At 49.7% G+C, this 14,675-nt stretch carries 15 protein-coding genes and 1 riboswitch; of the genes, 10 read left to right on the top strand and 5 right to left on the bottom strand.

All coding sequences use genetic code 11. From position 1 onward, the window contains the following. Positions 1–73 precede the first annotated feature (73 nt). Together ACZ520_RS09940 and ACZ520_RS09935 are read left to right on the top strand one after the other, a co-directional pair. The gene (locus tag ACZ520_RS09940) at positions 74–1,705 is read left to right on the top strand and encodes a ChaN family lipoprotein (protein ID WP_464125271.1); all 1,632 of its coding nucleotides are present in this window, start codon (positions 74–76) and stop codon (positions 1,703–1,705) included. Continuing rightward, positions 1,702–2,106, top strand: coding sequence for a DUF4339 domain-containing protein (locus ACZ520_RS09935; RefSeq protein WP_088565159.1), 405 nt, complete (start codon positions 1,702–1,704; stop codon positions 2,104–2,106). The genes ACZ520_RS09940 and ACZ520_RS09935 overlap by 4 nt, the downstream gene beginning before the upstream one ends. Here ACZ520_RS09935 and ACZ520_RS09930 read toward each other — a convergent pair. Then, entirely contained in the window at positions 2,099–2,371 is a 273-nt protein-coding gene (locus ACZ520_RS09930) for an HU family DNA-binding protein (protein WP_011164549.1), read from the bottom strand. The two genes, ACZ520_RS09935 and ACZ520_RS09930, sit on opposite strands and share 8 nt — an antisense overlap. Positions 2,372–2,542: 171 nt before the next feature. Here ACZ520_RS09930 and ACZ520_RS09925 point away from each other — a divergent pair, with 171 nt between their 5' ends. The 5 genes from ACZ520_RS09925 (at position 2,543) to pyk (ending at position 7,967) form a co-directional block, all read left to right on the top strand. After that, positions 2,543–3,256, top strand: a complete 714-nt coding sequence (locus ACZ520_RS09925; protein WP_416480576.1) for a hypothetical protein — start codon at positions 2,543–2,545, stop codon at positions 3,254–3,256. A 41-nt stretch (positions 3,257–3,297) separates the two neighbouring features. Beyond that, complete coding sequence (locus ACZ520_RS09920; protein ID WP_088565161.1) at positions 3,298–3,972, top strand: tetratricopeptide repeat protein; 675 nt, start codon at positions 3,298–3,300, stop codon at positions 3,970–3,972. 1 nt (position 3,973) lies between these two features. Beyond that, positions 3,974–4,711 carry a hypothetical protein gene (locus tag ACZ520_RS09915; protein ID WP_464125268.1) on the top strand — a complete coding sequence of 246 codons (738 nt, stop codon included), beginning with the start codon at positions 3,974–3,976 and terminating at the stop codon, positions 4,709–4,711. Positions 4,712–4,797: 86 nt separating this feature from the next. After that, positions 4,798–6,474, top strand: coding sequence for a hypothetical protein (locus ACZ520_RS09910; RefSeq protein ID WP_088565163.1), 1,677 nt, complete (start codon positions 4,798–4,800; stop codon positions 6,472–6,474). Positions 6,475–6,479: 5 nt separating this feature from the next. Beyond that, a complete protein-coding gene (gene pyk / locus ACZ520_RS09905) occupies positions 6,480–7,967 on the top strand; it encodes a pyruvate kinase (protein WP_088565164.1) in 1,488 nt (495 codons plus the stop codon). Positions 7,968–8,033: 66 nt separating this feature from the next. Here the strand turns inward: pyk and ACZ520_RS09900 are convergent, their stop codons facing one another. The 4 genes from ACZ520_RS09900 to ACZ520_RS09885 all read right to left on the bottom strand — a co-directional run bounded on the left by ACZ520_RS09900 (position 8,034) and on the right by ACZ520_RS09885 (position 11,709). Next, positions 8,034–9,017 carry a cyclic nucleotide-binding domain-containing protein gene (locus tag ACZ520_RS09900; RefSeq protein ID WP_374033157.1) on the bottom strand — a complete coding sequence of 328 codons (984 nt, stop codon included), beginning with the start codon at positions 9,015–9,017 and terminating at the stop codon, positions 8,034–8,036. A gap of 146 nt (positions 9,018–9,163) precedes the next feature. Further along, a complete protein-coding gene (locus tag ACZ520_RS09895) occupies positions 9,164–9,820 on the bottom strand; it encodes a CoA transferase subunit B (protein ID WP_464125265.1) in 657 nt (218 codons plus the stop codon). A 9-nt stretch (positions 9,821–9,829) separates the two neighbouring features. Further along, positions 9,830–10,528: a CoA transferase subunit A gene (locus ACZ520_RS09890; RefSeq protein WP_088565167.1), complete on the bottom strand. Its 699-nt coding sequence runs from the start codon at positions 10,526–10,528 to the stop codon at positions 9,830–9,832. Positions 10,529–10,533: 5 nt separating this feature from the next. Further along, the gene (locus tag ACZ520_RS09885) at positions 10,534–11,709 is read right to left on the bottom strand and encodes a thiolase family protein (protein ID WP_088565168.1); all 1,176 of its coding nucleotides are present in this window, start codon (positions 11,707–11,709) and stop codon (positions 10,534–10,536) included. A gap of 133 nt (positions 11,710–11,842) precedes the next feature. Here ACZ520_RS09885 and ACZ520_RS09880 point away from each other — a divergent pair, with 133 nt between their 5' ends. From ACZ520_RS09880 to ACZ520_RS09870, 3 genes are all read left to right on the top strand, one after another. Continuing rightward, entirely contained in the window at positions 11,843–12,823 is a 981-nt protein-coding gene (locus tag ACZ520_RS09880; protein WP_232469289.1) for a DUF4097 domain-containing protein, read from the top strand. A gap of 65 nt (positions 12,824–12,888) precedes the next feature. Then, positions 12,889–13,785 (top strand): hypothetical protein, encoded by an 897-nt coding sequence (locus ACZ520_RS09875; RefSeq protein WP_088565170.1) that lies wholly within the window; start codon positions 12,889–12,891, stop codon positions 13,783–13,785. Between the two features lie 257 nt (positions 13,786–14,042). After that, a riboswitch (purine riboswitch) is annotated at positions 14,043–14,140 on the top strand. Then, positions 14,133–14,612: a hypothetical protein gene (locus tag ACZ520_RS09870; protein ID WP_088565171.1), complete on the top strand. Its 480-nt coding sequence runs from the start codon at positions 14,133–14,135 to the stop codon at positions 14,610–14,612. It overlaps the preceding riboswitch by 8 nt. The last annotated feature ends 63 nt before the right edge of the window (positions 14,613–14,675 follow it).

Raw genomic sequence — 14,675 nt, 5'->3', positions numbered from 1 at the left:
GAATCTTAGAATCGTGTTTGAAATCAATCGAAATTATGTAAAAATACTTCGGAATGCTCTCAAGGAAGACAGCTTGAACGACCTACAAAAATGGATACGTATTCGCAAAGACCTGTATCTGCAGATGGAAAAGCAGGTGCGGCATCGACTGGGCCGGGACACGCCCGAATTGATGCGCTATCAAAAGGTCTATGAAAAGGAGTTCGCCAAGAAATGGACGGCCTCCACCAAGGAAGCTCTATGGGAGCAGATGAGCCATTCCCAGGTCGTTATGGTCGGGGACTTCCACGCCCTTCATCAGTCGCAAAAGGCCCAGGCGCGCATCCTTCGTAATATCCCCAAAGACCGCAAAACCATTCTGGCGGTGGAGTTTCTCGAGGCCGCAGATCAGGAAAAAATCGACCGCTTTATGTCGGGGAAGATGTCTGAGCGTGATTTTCTTAAGTCAGTGCAATGGCAGACCAAATGGGGATTTCCATGGGAATACTATCGTCCGCTGTTGCGCTGGGCGCAAAAAAACAAGGTGGCGGTCCGCGGAATCAATCGCAGTTATAAAAAACGCAATGCCACCACTTTAAAGTCCCGGGATGTCTTTGCGGGCAAAAAAATTGCGGAACTGGTGAAGGCTCACCCTGATCATTTGGTTTTCGTTATCTATGGGGATTTGCATCTGGCTGCGGATCATATCCCTGCCGAGATCGTGCGTATTTTGGGGGCGCCGTTTGCCAAGCGTATTTTGCGTATTTTCCAGAACTCCGAGAAAATCTATTTCCAGTTGCTGAACCGGGAGCTTGAATCCACTACGGACCTGGTACGTCTTTCTCAGAATATTTTTTGTCTGATGAGTGTTCCGCCGTGGGTGAAGTGGCAAAACTATTTGATGTATCTGGAGCAGACCTATGATCTGGGACTGCATGACGACGACGAAGATGATGATGAGGATCTGCTGGATTATACGGATCACGTCGGCCGTTATGTGAAGATCATTTCAGAAGAGTTGGGGTTGACAGTTTCAACTTCAAACTTGTCTGTCTACACGGCCCGTGACAGTTCTTTCTGGAGCCAGGTGCGTGAGCATTATGACCCCAAAAAATTGCGCTGGATCGAAATGATGATTGCCGATGAAAACTCGTTCTATCTGCCGGAAATCAGTGCGGCCTATCTGGCGCGGGGAACGGTGAATCACGCGGCCTCTCTGGCAATGCATTTTGTGCATGCTCAAGTCAGCGGTGAAAAACAGATCCCGATGGATGTTCCCAGTGATTTTCTGCGTCTGATTTGGAAAGAGGCCGTGGCCTATTTTGGCTCTAAAATCATCAACCACAAACGCAAGACTGACACAATTGCAGACATCAAGGCCAGCCTGGCGGCTCGTGGTCCGTCGGATTTGGGGAAAGAGGCCTTGCAGTTGGCGCTTGCGCAGAAGATGCATGAGCTGATGGTCATCACCGGAGTTCCTGGCCATCGCCTGCAGGCGCGTCCGCGTAAAAAGTGGAGCTATGTTCTGGCAGCATCTTTGTTGGGTGGGATGATGGGGGAGCGCCTGTTCGGCGGATATCAAAAAAAGCTGATTAAGGCTGCCACTTTGGCCACCTTCCTGAAAAAGCCATTAGGAAATCCGCATTTTGATGTGGTTTACTATGAAGCGCTGGAGGTGATTGAATCCCTGCCGGCACCATTCCTGAGCAAAAAGGAAAAGTTATGAAAAATGACCGTTGGTACTACAATAAAAATTTGAAACCCCAGGGCCCTGTCGGTTTTGAAGAGATCCGTCAGCTCATACTTAAAGGTGACATCGGTCCTCACGATTTGATTTCCTGTGATTCTGACGGAAGTTGGAAATCTGCCTGGGAGTGGGGGTTTGATCGCAGTTTATTCCCGGCCACACAAGGTTATGTGCAGGGTATGGATATCGCGGCTGATGATAAAGAGTGGGTGCTGCTGGTGGCATCTGATGATGGCAAAGCTCTGGTTCAGGAAGGACCCTATTCTGTCCGTGAAGTTCAGGAGTCTTTGCGCAGTCAGCGCGTCAGTGCTCAAAATTACATTTGGAAGTCCGGCATGAGCGGATGGTCGCGAATTTTAGATCGACCCGAATTTAATTAAGGGCGTCTTTAAGGTCTTTGCCGGGTTTGAATTTTGGAATGTAGGCGCTGGGAATTTTCACGGTTTCGCCGGTTTTAGGATTGCGGCCCTGGCGTGCTTTGCGGGAACTGCGGGAGAATGTGCCAAAACCTACAAGTTTAACTTCATCACCATCTTTTAATGCTTCTTGAATGGCTTCCAGAGTGGCGTCGAGAATCAGCTCGGATTGACTTTTGGTTGTCTTTGTTTTTTCTGCGACCAGTTCCACCAATTGCGCTTTGTTCATAGCTTTCCAATCCTCATCCCGAAGGAACTTACCCTAGTTTTCTGTGTCGGGATGGTCAAGCGAAATGAAATTTTCCGGTCCAGGATGTGTTGCAGAAATTAATGGCTGTTAAGTGTCATGCTTTTTATTTTTTGTTCCATTGGGTACTATGGACTTTAGATGGGGGGCTTTATGGCGTTGATTCTGGCACTTTTGTTTCCGGCATTCGGATTTGCTCAAAACTATTCTTCCGCAACCCTTTACGATTTGAAATCAAATCGCCAAAAAACTCTCTTTACATTGAATGTGGATCTTGCGGCTCTCGCAGATGGAGTGCAGACGCAGACGGAGTTTCGCGATCCCGATGGCAAGATTGTGGTGACGGAAAAAGGTCTGATCAAAGAGGCTGAGGTGCTGTCCTATGAAATCGACCGCAAGCAGACTGGTGAAAAAGGCCGTTTCCAGGTGCGCGAGGGGCGCATTTACTTCGAATACGAAGGCCCGGGTGGGAAAAAGAAAAGTGCCGATGAAAAGCTGAGCGGGTTTGTGTTAAGCACGCCGAATTTCAACGCCTTTGTTGAGAAAAACTGGGGCGCGCTGGCCGGTGGGAAACCGCTGGATGTTCGCTTCGCTGTTTGGGATCGCCTGGAGACCGTCGGCTTCACTCTGCAAAAGGTCGGCGAAAAAGACGTGGCTGGTGGCAAGTGGATGGAGCTTCGTATGAAGCCCACAAGTTTTATCATCGCCGCTATTGTTGACCCGATCCATCTTTGGTATTCCCATGCCGACAAAAAGCTGCAGGTGGTTAAGGGGCGTGTGGCGCCGAAAATTCAGAAAGACGGGAAGTGGAAGGATCTGGACGCCGAGAGTGTCTATACCTACGACCAGAAGTCTGTCTCGAAATAAGACAGTCTCAATATTTATCGGTTTTTGCCGATAAGTGAGACATGAAAAATCAGAACTCTTTATTTGTCGTTTTCTGCCTGTGCCTGGCTGTCGGGTTCATGGGAGTGTATGCCACATTCGTGGCGCATTTTAATGGTCATGAAGAGTATGAAATGCGCCTGGCATCCCTGCAAAAACAGGTGGAAAAAGAGAAATTCAACAACTCTCTTTTGACGTATCAGTTAAAGGACTTCCAGCAAACCGTCGCGCAGGTCCTTCCGAACGACAAAACACTTCAAGCAAAGTATGAACTTCATAATCTTTCCGCAGTGGTGCGTGCGCCGGCCAGCGAAGAGGCATTGGATCTGTCTGGCGCCATCTATGAAAAGGGCAAGCGTTACTTTAACGGTCAGGAATATGACCGCGCCATTCGTGAATTTGGTCAGCTTCTGGAAAAATACCCGTTGTCCCAGCACAGTGTAGAGGCGCGTTTTTTCATTGCTGAAAGTTACTTCCTGAAAAAAGACTATCGCAGCAGCCTGGGTCAGATTGATGAAATGGTGACTCAGTATCCGCAGCATGATTTGACAGGTTTTATTTTGCTTCGTATGGGGCAGATCAGTGAAATCAACAGCCAGACTGAAGAGGCCGCTGAAATCTATAAAACCGTGGCTAAAAACTTCAAGAATGAAAACCTGAAAAAACAGGCGCGCAAACTGGCGCAAAGTGTTGAGTAGTATGAAGAAAATCGTGCGCTTGATGTTATTCCTGATGGCATTTCAGATGGAGGTCCGGGTTCGGGCCGCCGGTGATCTGATCGAGCAGCCATCAGCCTGTCTGAAATCCCAGGAAAGCTGCGCGATTCAGGTGACAGGTTCGGCCTTTCATTTTGAAAAAGGGGATCATCAGTTGCATGCCACAGGTGGATCAGCCGTGGTTCGCCTGACGCCGGATCAATGGCGTCTGGTAAAAGGCGCTGTCTGGGTTGAAGGGGGAAAAAACCTGCAACTTGAAAGTCTTTATGCCAGCACTCAGGCGACGATGGGTGAGTACTGGGTGATCTCTCAGAATTCCCGTATTTTGATCCGCAATATGAATGCGTCTTTAAAGGTGACTTTGCGCGATGGAAAGACTTTGGAGATTCCAGAGGGTTTCGAGGTCTGGGTTGCCGGATTGAACTCTCAGGGTAAGACCGAGTACGGCATGATTGAGCCTATCAATATGAAAGAGCACCTGCCGATGTGGAATTCCCTTTATCGTGGCAGCAAAGAGGATTTCGTAAAAGAAGTGCGGCTGTACCGCGATAACTGGGGTGATCTGGCACAGAAATCCAGCCGGCTTTATCAGACACTGACTGAAAGAAAGATCGCCTCTATTGAGGCCCAGGAAAAGGCCGAAGAAGCGCGCCGTCAGCGAAAAGCCGCGGAACTGCAGCGTATGAAAGATCTGTATCGCCAGCGCGTCTTTGAGCGCTAGACTCTGGTCCTGATTTTAATTTGCATTCCATGTCATTTGAAGTTTCTTCCCATGCCTCATGTTAATCTGAGGTCTGGGAGGATAGGATGTCTTCTATTTCATCATCGGATCGTGCGCGTCAGGACGAAAAAATTCGCAAGACTCGGGAAGAGTACGAAAATCGCGAAAGCGAGAATGCCAAGCGCCGGAATGCAGAAATCAAACGCCTTGAGCAGCGTCATCACGACGAAATCAAGAATATCACTGATGAATATGAAGGCCGCATCGCCGAACTGAAGGATCGCAACCGCGAAACCTTGAGTGAGCGCGACTATGAAAACTCCAAGAAAATCGATGAAGTCCGCCAGACTTATCGTGAGTCTTTGCGCAATAAAACTGAAGATGCTTACAATGCGCGTGAAGAACAAAAGGCGGCCTACGAAAGCACCATCAAAAAGCAAAAAGAAATCAATGAATCCCAGAAACAGAATCTGGTGGGACAACTGAATTCTGAAGTCAGCAATCGCGACGAAAGATTCCAGACTGCCATTGAGGAAAACCGTCTTAAATCCCAAAAAGCCATCCACGACAACGCCCGCAAGCTGAATGACGCCCACGAACGTGAAAGAGAGGCGATTTTAAGCAGCCACGACGAGACGCTGAGATCCAAGGATCGTAACGAGCGTGAAATGCGCAAGTCCTATGAGTCCCGCCTGAAGCAGACCGAGCGTCAGCGTGAGGCGGATAATTCCCGCTGGTCACAGAAGTATTCTGACTATGTGACCAACAGCAAGGAAGAGTACGGCGACAATCTGGAGATGAAGCAGCAGATCATGGATCAGGAGCGCGTGGCGGTTCGTGATAAATACGAAAACACCCTGGCGAAAAAATCCAATATGATGGATGAGCAGAATCAGGATTTCCGTGATTCTGTGAATGGCCGTATCAACAGCCAGATCCGGTCCCGCGACAGTCAGATTCAGCGCCTGAACAGTCGTTTGAACAATGAAATTTCCAAAAATGAGCGTCTGCGCGGCATTGAACGTCGCAACCTGACGCAAGCCTATGAGCAGCGCCTGAACCTTTCTGAAGAGCAGCGGGAAAATGCCGTGGATCGCATGAAAGAGATCAACGACGAGCGCATCGGCAAGGTGTTGACTGAAAATCAAAAGCTTTTGCGCAATACGGACCGTGAAAACAAATCCCAGGTCAGTCTTATGAACACCCGTCATCGCGAGGAAAAAGAAAATCTTCTGATGACTCATAAAGATCAGGTCACCCAGGTGGCGAACAACGCCGAGGCCCGGGTGAAGAAGGTGATTGATCTGACCAACAAGAATCAGGATCAGTTGGAGCGCTATTACAGCGATTCTTTGGACACCATGAAGGCGAACTATATGGAACGCATGGACGTGGTGCGCGAGAAAAACAGCGCTGATCATTCGGCCACCAACAAGGCTATGACGGAGCGCTTCAGAACAATGGAAGCCAGTTTTAATTCGAAGCTTGAGCAGACGGTAAAGACCTATGAGGACCGTCTGGCGGCCCTGAAAGACAGTCAGGATCGTGAAATCAAGCGTATCGAGAAAATGTACGCAACTCGTGTGGATGAGCGCGACAAATCCGGTAAAATGGAAAAAGAATCCATGCAGATGAAGTACGAGGCGAAGATTGCCCAGTTGAACAATTCGCATCAAGATCAACTTGATAGAATGAATAGACGCCATCAGGAAGATATGCAAAACTTGTCTGTGAAGATGAGTTCATATAGCAGGAAGGCGTAGTTCAAATGTTAGCAGATCGTCGAGCGAAGATTGTGGCCACTATCGGCCCAGCGACACGTGATGAGAAAAATCTGGAAAAAGCAATTAAGGCGGGCATGAACGTGGCTCGCCTTAACTTTTCGCACGGAAGTCATGAAGACCACCTGAAGGTGGTTCATTCCCTGCGTAAGCTCTCTAAAGAGCTTCAGGCGCCCGTGGCAATCCTGCAGGATCTGCAGGGCCCTAAAGTCCGCGTGGGTAAATTTGAAAATGGTTCCATTGAAATCAAGCCTGGTGAAAAACTGGTGGTAACGACGGCAAAAGTTCTGGGCAAGCCGGGGCTGGTTCCGTCCGACTTCCAAGAGCTGCCTTTGGCCTGCGTGCCAGGCACGCGCATTCTTCTGGATGACGGTTTGATGGAAGTGAAGGTTTTGCAGGTTCGCGGTGAGGAGATCGACGTGGAAGTTGTCTATGGCGGTATCCTGAAAGACCGCAAAGGCATGAATCTTCCGGGTGTAAATCTGCCGGTGGACTGCATGACGCCAAAGGATCTTGAGGATCTGCAATTTGGTATTGCCAATAAAGTTGATTATATTGCCCTGAGCTTCGTTCGCCACGCCCGTGATATTCGCAAATTGCGTGAACTGATCGAGGCGGGTAATTCCAACGCAAAAATCGTAGCCAAAATCGAAATGGTGGAAGCGATTGAAAATCTGGAAGAGATCTGTCGCCTGAGTGACGCTGTCATGGTGGCGCGCGGGGATTTGGCGGTGGAAGTCGGTCAAAGCCGTCTGCCGGGTTATCAAAAACGCATCATTCAGGTGTGCAATCAATTGGGTAAGCCGGTGATCACAGCGACGCAGATGCTGGACAGCATGGTTGAAAACCCTCGTCCAACCCGTGCGGAAATCACGGACGTGGCCAATGCGGTTTTGGATGGTTCTGATGCTTTGATGCTGTCAGCGGAATCTGCCAGCGGCAAACATCCGTTCAAGTGCATCCGCACCATGCACGAAATCATCACTGAGGTGGAACGCAACGAGGAAGAGTATTATAAAATCTCTCTTGAAAACGAGTTCCTGAGTACGCCGGCGTCCATCGCCGCCAGTGCTTCATTGAGCGCATTGAAGTTGAACGCGACTGCGATCATCTGTCTGACGACTTCCGGTAAAACGGCAAATATCATTTCTGCCTTCCGTCCGAAGGCGCGCATTATTTCCGTGACTCAGCATCTGGATGTTTTGAATGGCATGGAATTGGGCTGGGGTATTCAGACCCATGCGATCAAGCCCTATAAGACGATGGAAGATATCCTGCGTGAAGTGGATCTATTGTTGGTGTCTCATGGCTTGGGTAAGACCGGGGACCGTGTGATTCTGACATTGGGTCAGCCGATTGCTTGTGGTGCAAAAACCAATTCGATCTATGTGCACACAGTGGGCGGGGAAAACGTGGCGAAGCTTCCTAATGACAAGTTGCCTCTGCGCTGTCAGGAAGAGCCGGTTGTTGAATAGGATCTGTGTGAAATGAAGAAATAAAAAAAAAGCCAGGGAACCCCTGGCTTTTTTCTTTTCCGCTTATTAGCGAAGCTTCTTTTTTAGATTGTTCACGATGGTCCAGTTGCGCGCCAAAGGCTCAACATAAGGCAGTTCCACCATGATGTAGACGCCTTTTTCATCCATGATTTTTTCCGTCAGATACTTTTTCTCAATCAAAGAATTCACATCGTCTGCGCGGATCAGTTGCCCCAGTTCTTTCATCGATTCGTTCTGCACATCGGTCAGATCGACTTTGTACAAACCCTTGTTGTTCGGCTGGGCACGGCGGGCAAACAGCAGGATGCCGTTTAGAATGTTGACCTCAGCTTCAGTCAGGGCTGGCAGGCGGTCCTTGTCCTGTTTAAACAGCCACTCATTGTACCAGTCGACAAAGCCAAACAGTTCCTGCGGCTTCAGGTTGGTGATTTTTTGGGTGCCGTCGCCACGGTCTTCCTGGGAAAGATAGCCAAGATCGGTCAGGGCGTTGGTGATGCTTTGCATTTTGTTGGTGGCTTCCTGGAAAATCTGAATCGTGTAATTGCGAATCAGAACAGACGAAAAGCTCAGGCCTCCGCCGTCTTCCGGTTTTCCGTATTTGTTGCCGACCAGATTCAGAATGGAAATGTATTTGTTCACGATGTGAGGCGGGAAGCGCTCTTCATCGGGATTGGTGTTTTCAAGCAGACGGATCTTCTGGTTCGCATCGCGCAGTTTTTCATTCAGCGTTTTCATGATGGCACGAACCCACACTGGCAGTTGATCCATCTGTTTGTTCAAAGAGTCATAGGGAAGTGCGATCACTTCAGAGTCTTTGGTGGCTTTTACATTCGCGCTGCGGGGTTTTTTATCAAACAACGCCATTTCGCCAACCATCGCGCCTGGCTGAATTTCTGCGATGACAACTTCAGTGTTGCCTTTGCTTTTGGTGATGGCAAAGCCGCCGGTCTTTACGATATACATGGCATCGGGAGCATCCCCATCTCGGAATAGATAGGTGTCTTTTGCCACTTTTTTTGCTTCAGCCACGAAAACCCCACTCGCAAGTACGTGAAGATTTATTATCTATGGGATTTTCAGACAGAGCAACGAGGTGCTGGACCTTGGTGGGTGAGAGGCGGGGAAGTGTTTAAAACCAAGACGGCTTCCTTGTGAGAAGCCGTCTTGAAGTGAAACTAGAATGTCATCGCTTTGCAGTCCGGGGCGATTTTTATTTTGCCCTCAGTGGCTGCAAGAACTTTTTCCGGAGTTAGATCCGGAGCATATTCTTTCAAAACGAAACCTTCAGGTGTGATTTCGATCACGCCGAAATCGCTGACGATTTTCTTGATGCACTTAACACCAGTCAAAGGCAGCGTGCACTTGGTGCGAAGCTTGGAATTGCCTTCCTTGTCAGTGTGCTGCATGGCCACGATCACGTTGCGTGCGCCCGCAACCAGATCCATCGCGCCGCCCATGCCTTTGACCATTTTGCCAGGCACCATCCAGTTGGCGATGCTGCCGGTTTCATCAACCTCCATCGCGCCCAGTACGGTCAGATCCACGTGACCGCCGCGAATCATCGCAAAGCTGTCAGCACTGGAAAAGAAGCTCGCACCCGGAAGTGCCGTCACGGTTTGTTTGCCGGCGTTGATCAGGTCGGCATCAATATCAGCCTCTTTCGGGAATGGACCCATACCCAAAAGACCGTTTTCACTCTGTAACATAACGAATTTGTCCCGAGGGATGTAGTTCGCCACCAAAGTGGGAATACCGATACCCAGATTCACGCAATAGCCGTCTTCAACTTCCTGAGCGATACGTTGAGCAATTTGCTCTCTTGTTAATGGCATTTTGCTCTCCTATCCCTTGGAAACGGTTTTTTGTTCGATGCGTTTTTGATAGTCAGTGCCCTGGAAGATGCGCTGAACGTACACACCCGGAGTGTGAATCTGATCCGGATCCAGTTCGCCAATCTCAACCAGCTCTTCAACTTCAGCCACGGTGATTTTACCGGCTGTTGCCGCCATCGGATTGAAGTTGCGCGCAGTTTTTCTGAAGATCAGATTTCCGAACTTGTCGCCCTTCCACGCTTTCACAAATGCGAAGTCGCCTTTAATGCCTTTTTCAAGAACATAGTCGCGTCCGTCGAATTGTTTGATCTCTTTGCCTTCAGCCACCAGTGTGCCCACTCCTGTCGGAGTGTAGAAACCAGCGATTCCAGCGCCTCCCGCGCGAATGCGTTCAGCCAGTGTGCCTTGCGGGCAGAATTCCAACTCCAGTTCGCCGCTCATGTAGAGCTTTTCAAACAGAGCATTTTCGCCCACATAAGAAGAGATCATTTTTTTGATCTGGCGTTTTTGCAGAAGCAAGCCCAGGCCGAAATCATCAACGCCCGCATTGTTAGAAACGCAGGTCAGGCCTTTTACGCCCATTTCGTTCAAAACGGTGATGCAGTTTTCCGGGATGCCGCAAAGGCCGAAGCCTCCCAGCACCAGAGTCATGTTGTCTTTGACGTCAAAGAGCGCGCTCTTGGCGTCTTTAAACACCTTTTTGCTCATGATGATTACGCTTTCTCGATGATCAATGCCACCGCTTCGCCGCCACCGATGCACAAAGTCGCAAGGCCGTAGCGTTTGTTGTGAGTGTGCAGAGCGTGAACCAAAGTCGCCAGGATGCGCGCGCCAGAAGCACCGATCGGGTGACCGATAGCCACAGCACCACCATGGATGTTCACTTTGGAAGCCGGGATTTCAAGTTCTTTCATCGCCACTTGAGTCACAACCGCGAAAGCTTCGTTGATTTCCCAAAGATCCACATCGCCCACTTTCAGGTTGGCTTTGTTCAGAGCGGCTTTGATCGCGCCCACTGGAGCTGTGGTGAAGTATTTTGGTTCGTGCGCAAATGTTGCGTGAGCCACGATTTTTGCCAGAGGTTTGATGCCGCGTTTTTTTGCTTCACTTTCAGACATCAAAACGTGAGCCGCAGCGCCGTCGTTGATTTTGGAAGCGTTGGCCGCCGTGATGGTGCCGGCTTTGTCGAATGCTGGTTTCAAGCCAGGGATTTTGTCGAAGTTCGTGTTGAACGGCTCTTCGTCTTTATCGATGGTCACAGCGCCTTTGCGGCCTTCAACCACAACCGGAGCGATTTCGTTTTTGAAAACATTCTTCGCCCACGCATCCTGAGCTTTTTTGTAGGAATCAATTGCGAAAGCGTCTTGTTCTTCACGAGTGAAGTTGTGCTCTTTTACGCAGATTTCCGCGGCATTACCCATGTGGAAGTTGTTGTATGGATCCCAAAGGCCGTCTTTGATCATGGAGTCGGTCATTTGTGTTGGACCCATGCGGTAACCGGAACGGGAGTTTTCAAGCAAGTGCGGAGCCAAAGTCATGTTTTCCTGACCGCCGGCCACAGCGATTTTAGTGTGACCCAAAGCGATGGAGTCCGCTGCCAGCATCACAGATTTCAGACCGGAACCGCACACTTTGTTGATGGTCATGCACGGAGTGGAGTTTTTCAAACCCGCGCCCAAAGCCGCTTGACGCGCTGGAGCCTGGCCGACACCTGCAGTCAGGACTTCGCCCATGATGCACTCATCGATTTCGTCAGCAGAAACACCTGCGCGAGTGATGGCTTCCTTGATGGCTGCTGCACCCAGTTTTGGTGCAGGAACAGAGGCAAAGCCTCCTTGGAAAGAAGCTACAGGGGTTCTTACGCTGCTCACAATTACGACATTTTCCATATTTCACCTCAATTAGTCTTGGGGCGCATTCCGCCCGAAGCTTTATAAATACCTTATTGTAAATGCCCGGATACTTTTTTATATTTTAGGAACAGAGTCAATAGCCCCCGGGATGGGGCAGGGGAGTCAACGCATGTCAGCGATTAGTTTCATTCTTGCCCACCTCGTTTTTCAGCCAGTGATGGCGGCGACTTTCGACGTGCCGGTTTCTGAAGGGGATCGTCTGGTCCTCAAAGGACTTGAGGCTCAGGTTCAGATGGTGGCGCAGCCTGGTGCCGCGTTGCGGGTTTCCGGAGTGGAGCAGTCCGGCGCCGAAGGCGTTTTCATCGTCGAAAAGAAAAATAATATCATCGAAGTGCGCATGAATGAATACAGCGGGAAAAGAACCTGGCTGAACATCTTGCCAAAAGCGAATACACAACTGAAAAAAATCGAAATCACCGGGCCAGCAGTACCCACAGAAGTTCAGTTGCGTGGTGGCTCCGTCGTGGCGCAGAAGTGGAATAAAGACCTTAAAGTGAGTCTGACTCAAGGCCGCGTTGCGGCACTTAATGGGGCGGGGACTTTGCAGGTCTACGTGCAAAAAGGCGACGTGTCTGTGTCCGATCATCTGGGCAAGGTGGAGGCAGACTCCTATTCTGGCAGTATGACTTTGAAAAACATCCAGGGGGATGTTGAAGCGTCCCTTTTCTCGGGTCAGATGAACATCGAAAAAGTGCGGGGATTCCTGACTGTGTCGGCGCAACAGTCGACAGCGAAGGTCAACCAAAGCAACGGGACCATTCAGTTTGAAAGTGGCAAAGGCAGCCTGAATATTCAGGGCTTCCAGGGCCGCATTGAGGGTCAGAATCAGGATGCCGCAATCACCATCGGCATGACTCTGGACTCTGAAGTGGACGTGAAATCCAAGTCTGGCAAAGTCAGCATTCAGACGCCCCCGGGTTCGGGCGCTTCTTTGAACTTGATGACGGTGGAAGGTGAAATTGTTGTTCCTTCCGAACTTCGTGTGACGAAACTCAGTGCAGAGAAAAGCGTGCGAGGCCGCCTGCGTGGCGACGCACCTAGAGGAAGCATTTTTGTGCGCAGTCAAGATGGCACTATTTCAGTGAAATGAGTTGACAGCTTTTCTCAAATGTCTGACAGATGAAATGATCATCTAAAGCACTACCAGGTAGAACTATGGCAAAAATCGTTAAAAAGAAGCCCGCGGCCAAAGCCGCTGCAAAACCAGCTAAGAAAGCGCCCGCAAAAGCCGCAAAGCCAGCTCCAAAAAAGCCGGCTCCGAAGGCTGTTGTAAAGAAAAAGGCCGACAAAGCCCCTGTTAAGGCGGCTAAAAAGCCTGAGGCGAAGAAAAAGCCGGAAGTAAAACCGGCTAAAGCCCCGGTTAAAGCAGCTAAAGAGACCAAAGAGGTTAAAGAAACCAAGGTCGAAGCGGCCAAAAAAGCCGAAAAAAAGGCAGCCCCGCAACCTGCTCCTGAAAAAGCTGCGCCTAAAAAAGAGGCAAAAGCCCCTAAAAAAGGCAAAGCGAAGAAGGAAAAGGACGAAAACGAGCTGGAAGACGATTTTATCGCCGATGACGATCTGATGGGCGATGAAATTGGCGAGTACGAGGAAGAACTCAAAGCCGTCGAGGAATCCGAAGAGGAGATCGAGGTTGATGAAGAGTGGGTTGCCGAGGAAAAAGCCAAGTCTGACGAAGAAGTGGTTCTGACGGATGCCGAAGGCCGCCGTTACTGCCGTGCCCGTGATTGCGACCAGATCGCTGCCGTGGATGCTTACTGCCGTTACCACTACCTGATGTTCTGGAAGAAAATCCAAGTTCGTAAGAAGATCCTTCAGGATGGTAAACTTGAGCGTTATGTGGAAGAGCTAACCTCTCGTTATCCGGACAAATTCCTGGAAATGATCCGCCGTGATTTGCGCACTGAAAAAGACTTCCTGGCAGCCATCCAAGAGCTGGAAATCGACGAATCAGCGAGCGACAATGACTTTGAAGAGGATAACAGCGCATTCATCGAAGAAGTTCGTGGAATGGGAGAAGGATCCGGCTCTGGAGTAGAAGACGACGAGTACTAGTCGGCCGTTGAAAAGGGCCCATCCGACTGCGTTGTCGGCCCCTTTTCTTCTCTCCGACGTGCTTGGAGCACGCCTCCGTTGCGAAAAGGGGCCTCCGCCTTGCGGCTGAACCCTTTTGAACGGCCTTGAAGTTGTTCTTGTATAGAGTTTTTAGAAAGACCTGCCTGATGAGGGTGGGTCTTTTTTTTTGTTTGGGGACATAGGCTGGGTGCGTTAGGGTCCTTAGTTTTTTATTGCAAAGAGGAAATCTCGCCGTTACTACTAACCGCGGTTACACAAATATAAGTCGGAGATAGGGTCCGACGTTTCTACCTGCCACCGTAAAGGGCAGTCTATTTGGAGCGAATATGTTGAAGAGCGCAGTTCTCTTTGTTGTTGTTTTGTTCTCTGTTTCCATGTCCCAGGCTTATGAAGCCTTCCCAAAGGGACCGGATGCCACTCTGACTCCGGGTGCTCTTTGCAACCGTCCGTCTGAATACCGTTACCCTGAAAAAATCAAATACTGTGAGCGCGATGTGTCTTCTTCTCAGAAGGCGGCTATCTTCCAGAAGTACGATCAGATCGGTTACAGAACGCGTTCCATGAAGCGTCTGGCGTTCAAGATTGATCACTACATCCCGCTTTGTGCAGGTGGCAGCAATGATTCTAAAAATCTGTGGCCACAGCATGAGTCTGTTTACGAAATCACTGACAAATTGGAAGCTCTGATCTGTGAAAAAATGGCTGCCGGCCGTTTGCTTCAGAAAGATGCTGTCGAAATCATCATCCAGGCGAAAAATCACCTGAATGAAGTTCCAGAAATTGAAGCTCGCGTTCGCGAACTTTAATCCTTAGATTTACAATATTCTCTGTTCGAGGGGCGCCCGTGTCTGAATTAAGGCACGGGCATT

The sequence above is a fragment of the Bdellovibrio sp. BIS2 genome, from assembly GCF_055398295.1.
This window is presented reverse-complemented; position numbering and strand designations above follow the sequence as displayed.

Bases quoted from the DNA above. Each gene is read 5' to 3' on its own strand.
- ACZ520_RS09935 (WP_088565159.1), top strand. From the start codon at position 1,702: ATGAAAAATGACCGTTGGTACTACAATAAAAATTTGAAACCCCAGGGC.
- ACZ520_RS09930 (WP_011164549.1), bottom strand. From the start codon at position 2,371: ATGAACAAAGCGCAATTGGTGGAACTGGTCGCAGAAAAAACAAAGACA.
- ACZ520_RS09925 (WP_416480576.1), top strand. From the start codon at position 2,543: ATGGCGTTGATTCTGGCACTTTTGTTTCCGGCATTCGGATTTGCTCAA.
- ACZ520_RS09920 (WP_088565161.1), top strand. From the start codon at position 3,298: ATGAAAAATCAGAACTCTTTATTTGTCGTTTTCTGCCTGTGCCTGGCT.
- ACZ520_RS09915 (WP_464125268.1), top strand. From the start codon at position 3,974: ATGAAGAAAATCGTGCGCTTGATGTTATTCCTGATGGCATTTCAGATG.
- ACZ520_RS09910 (WP_088565163.1), top strand. From the start codon at position 4,798: ATGTCTTCTATTTCATCATCGGATCGTGCGCGTCAGGACGAAAAAATT.
- pyk (WP_088565164.1), top strand. From the start codon at position 6,480: ATGTTAGCAGATCGTCGAGCGAAGATTGTGGCCACTATCGGCCCAGCG.
- ACZ520_RS09895 (WP_464125265.1), bottom strand. From the start codon at position 9,820: ATGCCATTAACAAGAGAGCAAATTGCTCAACGTATCGCTCAGGAAGTT.
- ACZ520_RS09890 (WP_088565167.1), bottom strand. From the start codon at position 10,528: ATGAGCAAAAAGGTGTTTAAAGACGCCAAGAGCGCGCTCTTTGACGTC.
- ACZ520_RS09885 (WP_088565168.1), bottom strand. From the start codon at position 11,709: ATGGAAAATGTCGTAATTGTGAGCAGCGTAAGAACCCCTGTAGCTTCT.
- ACZ520_RS09880 (WP_232469289.1), top strand. From the start codon at position 11,843: ATGTCAGCGATTAGTTTCATTCTTGCCCACCTCGTTTTTCAGCCAGTG.
- ACZ520_RS09875 (WP_088565170.1), top strand. From the start codon at position 12,889: ATGGCAAAAATCGTTAAAAAGAAGCCCGCGGCCAAAGCCGCTGCAAAA.
- ACZ520_RS09870 (WP_088565171.1), top strand. From the start codon at position 14,133: ATGTTGAAGAGCGCAGTTCTCTTTGTTGTTGTTTTGTTCTCTGTTTCC.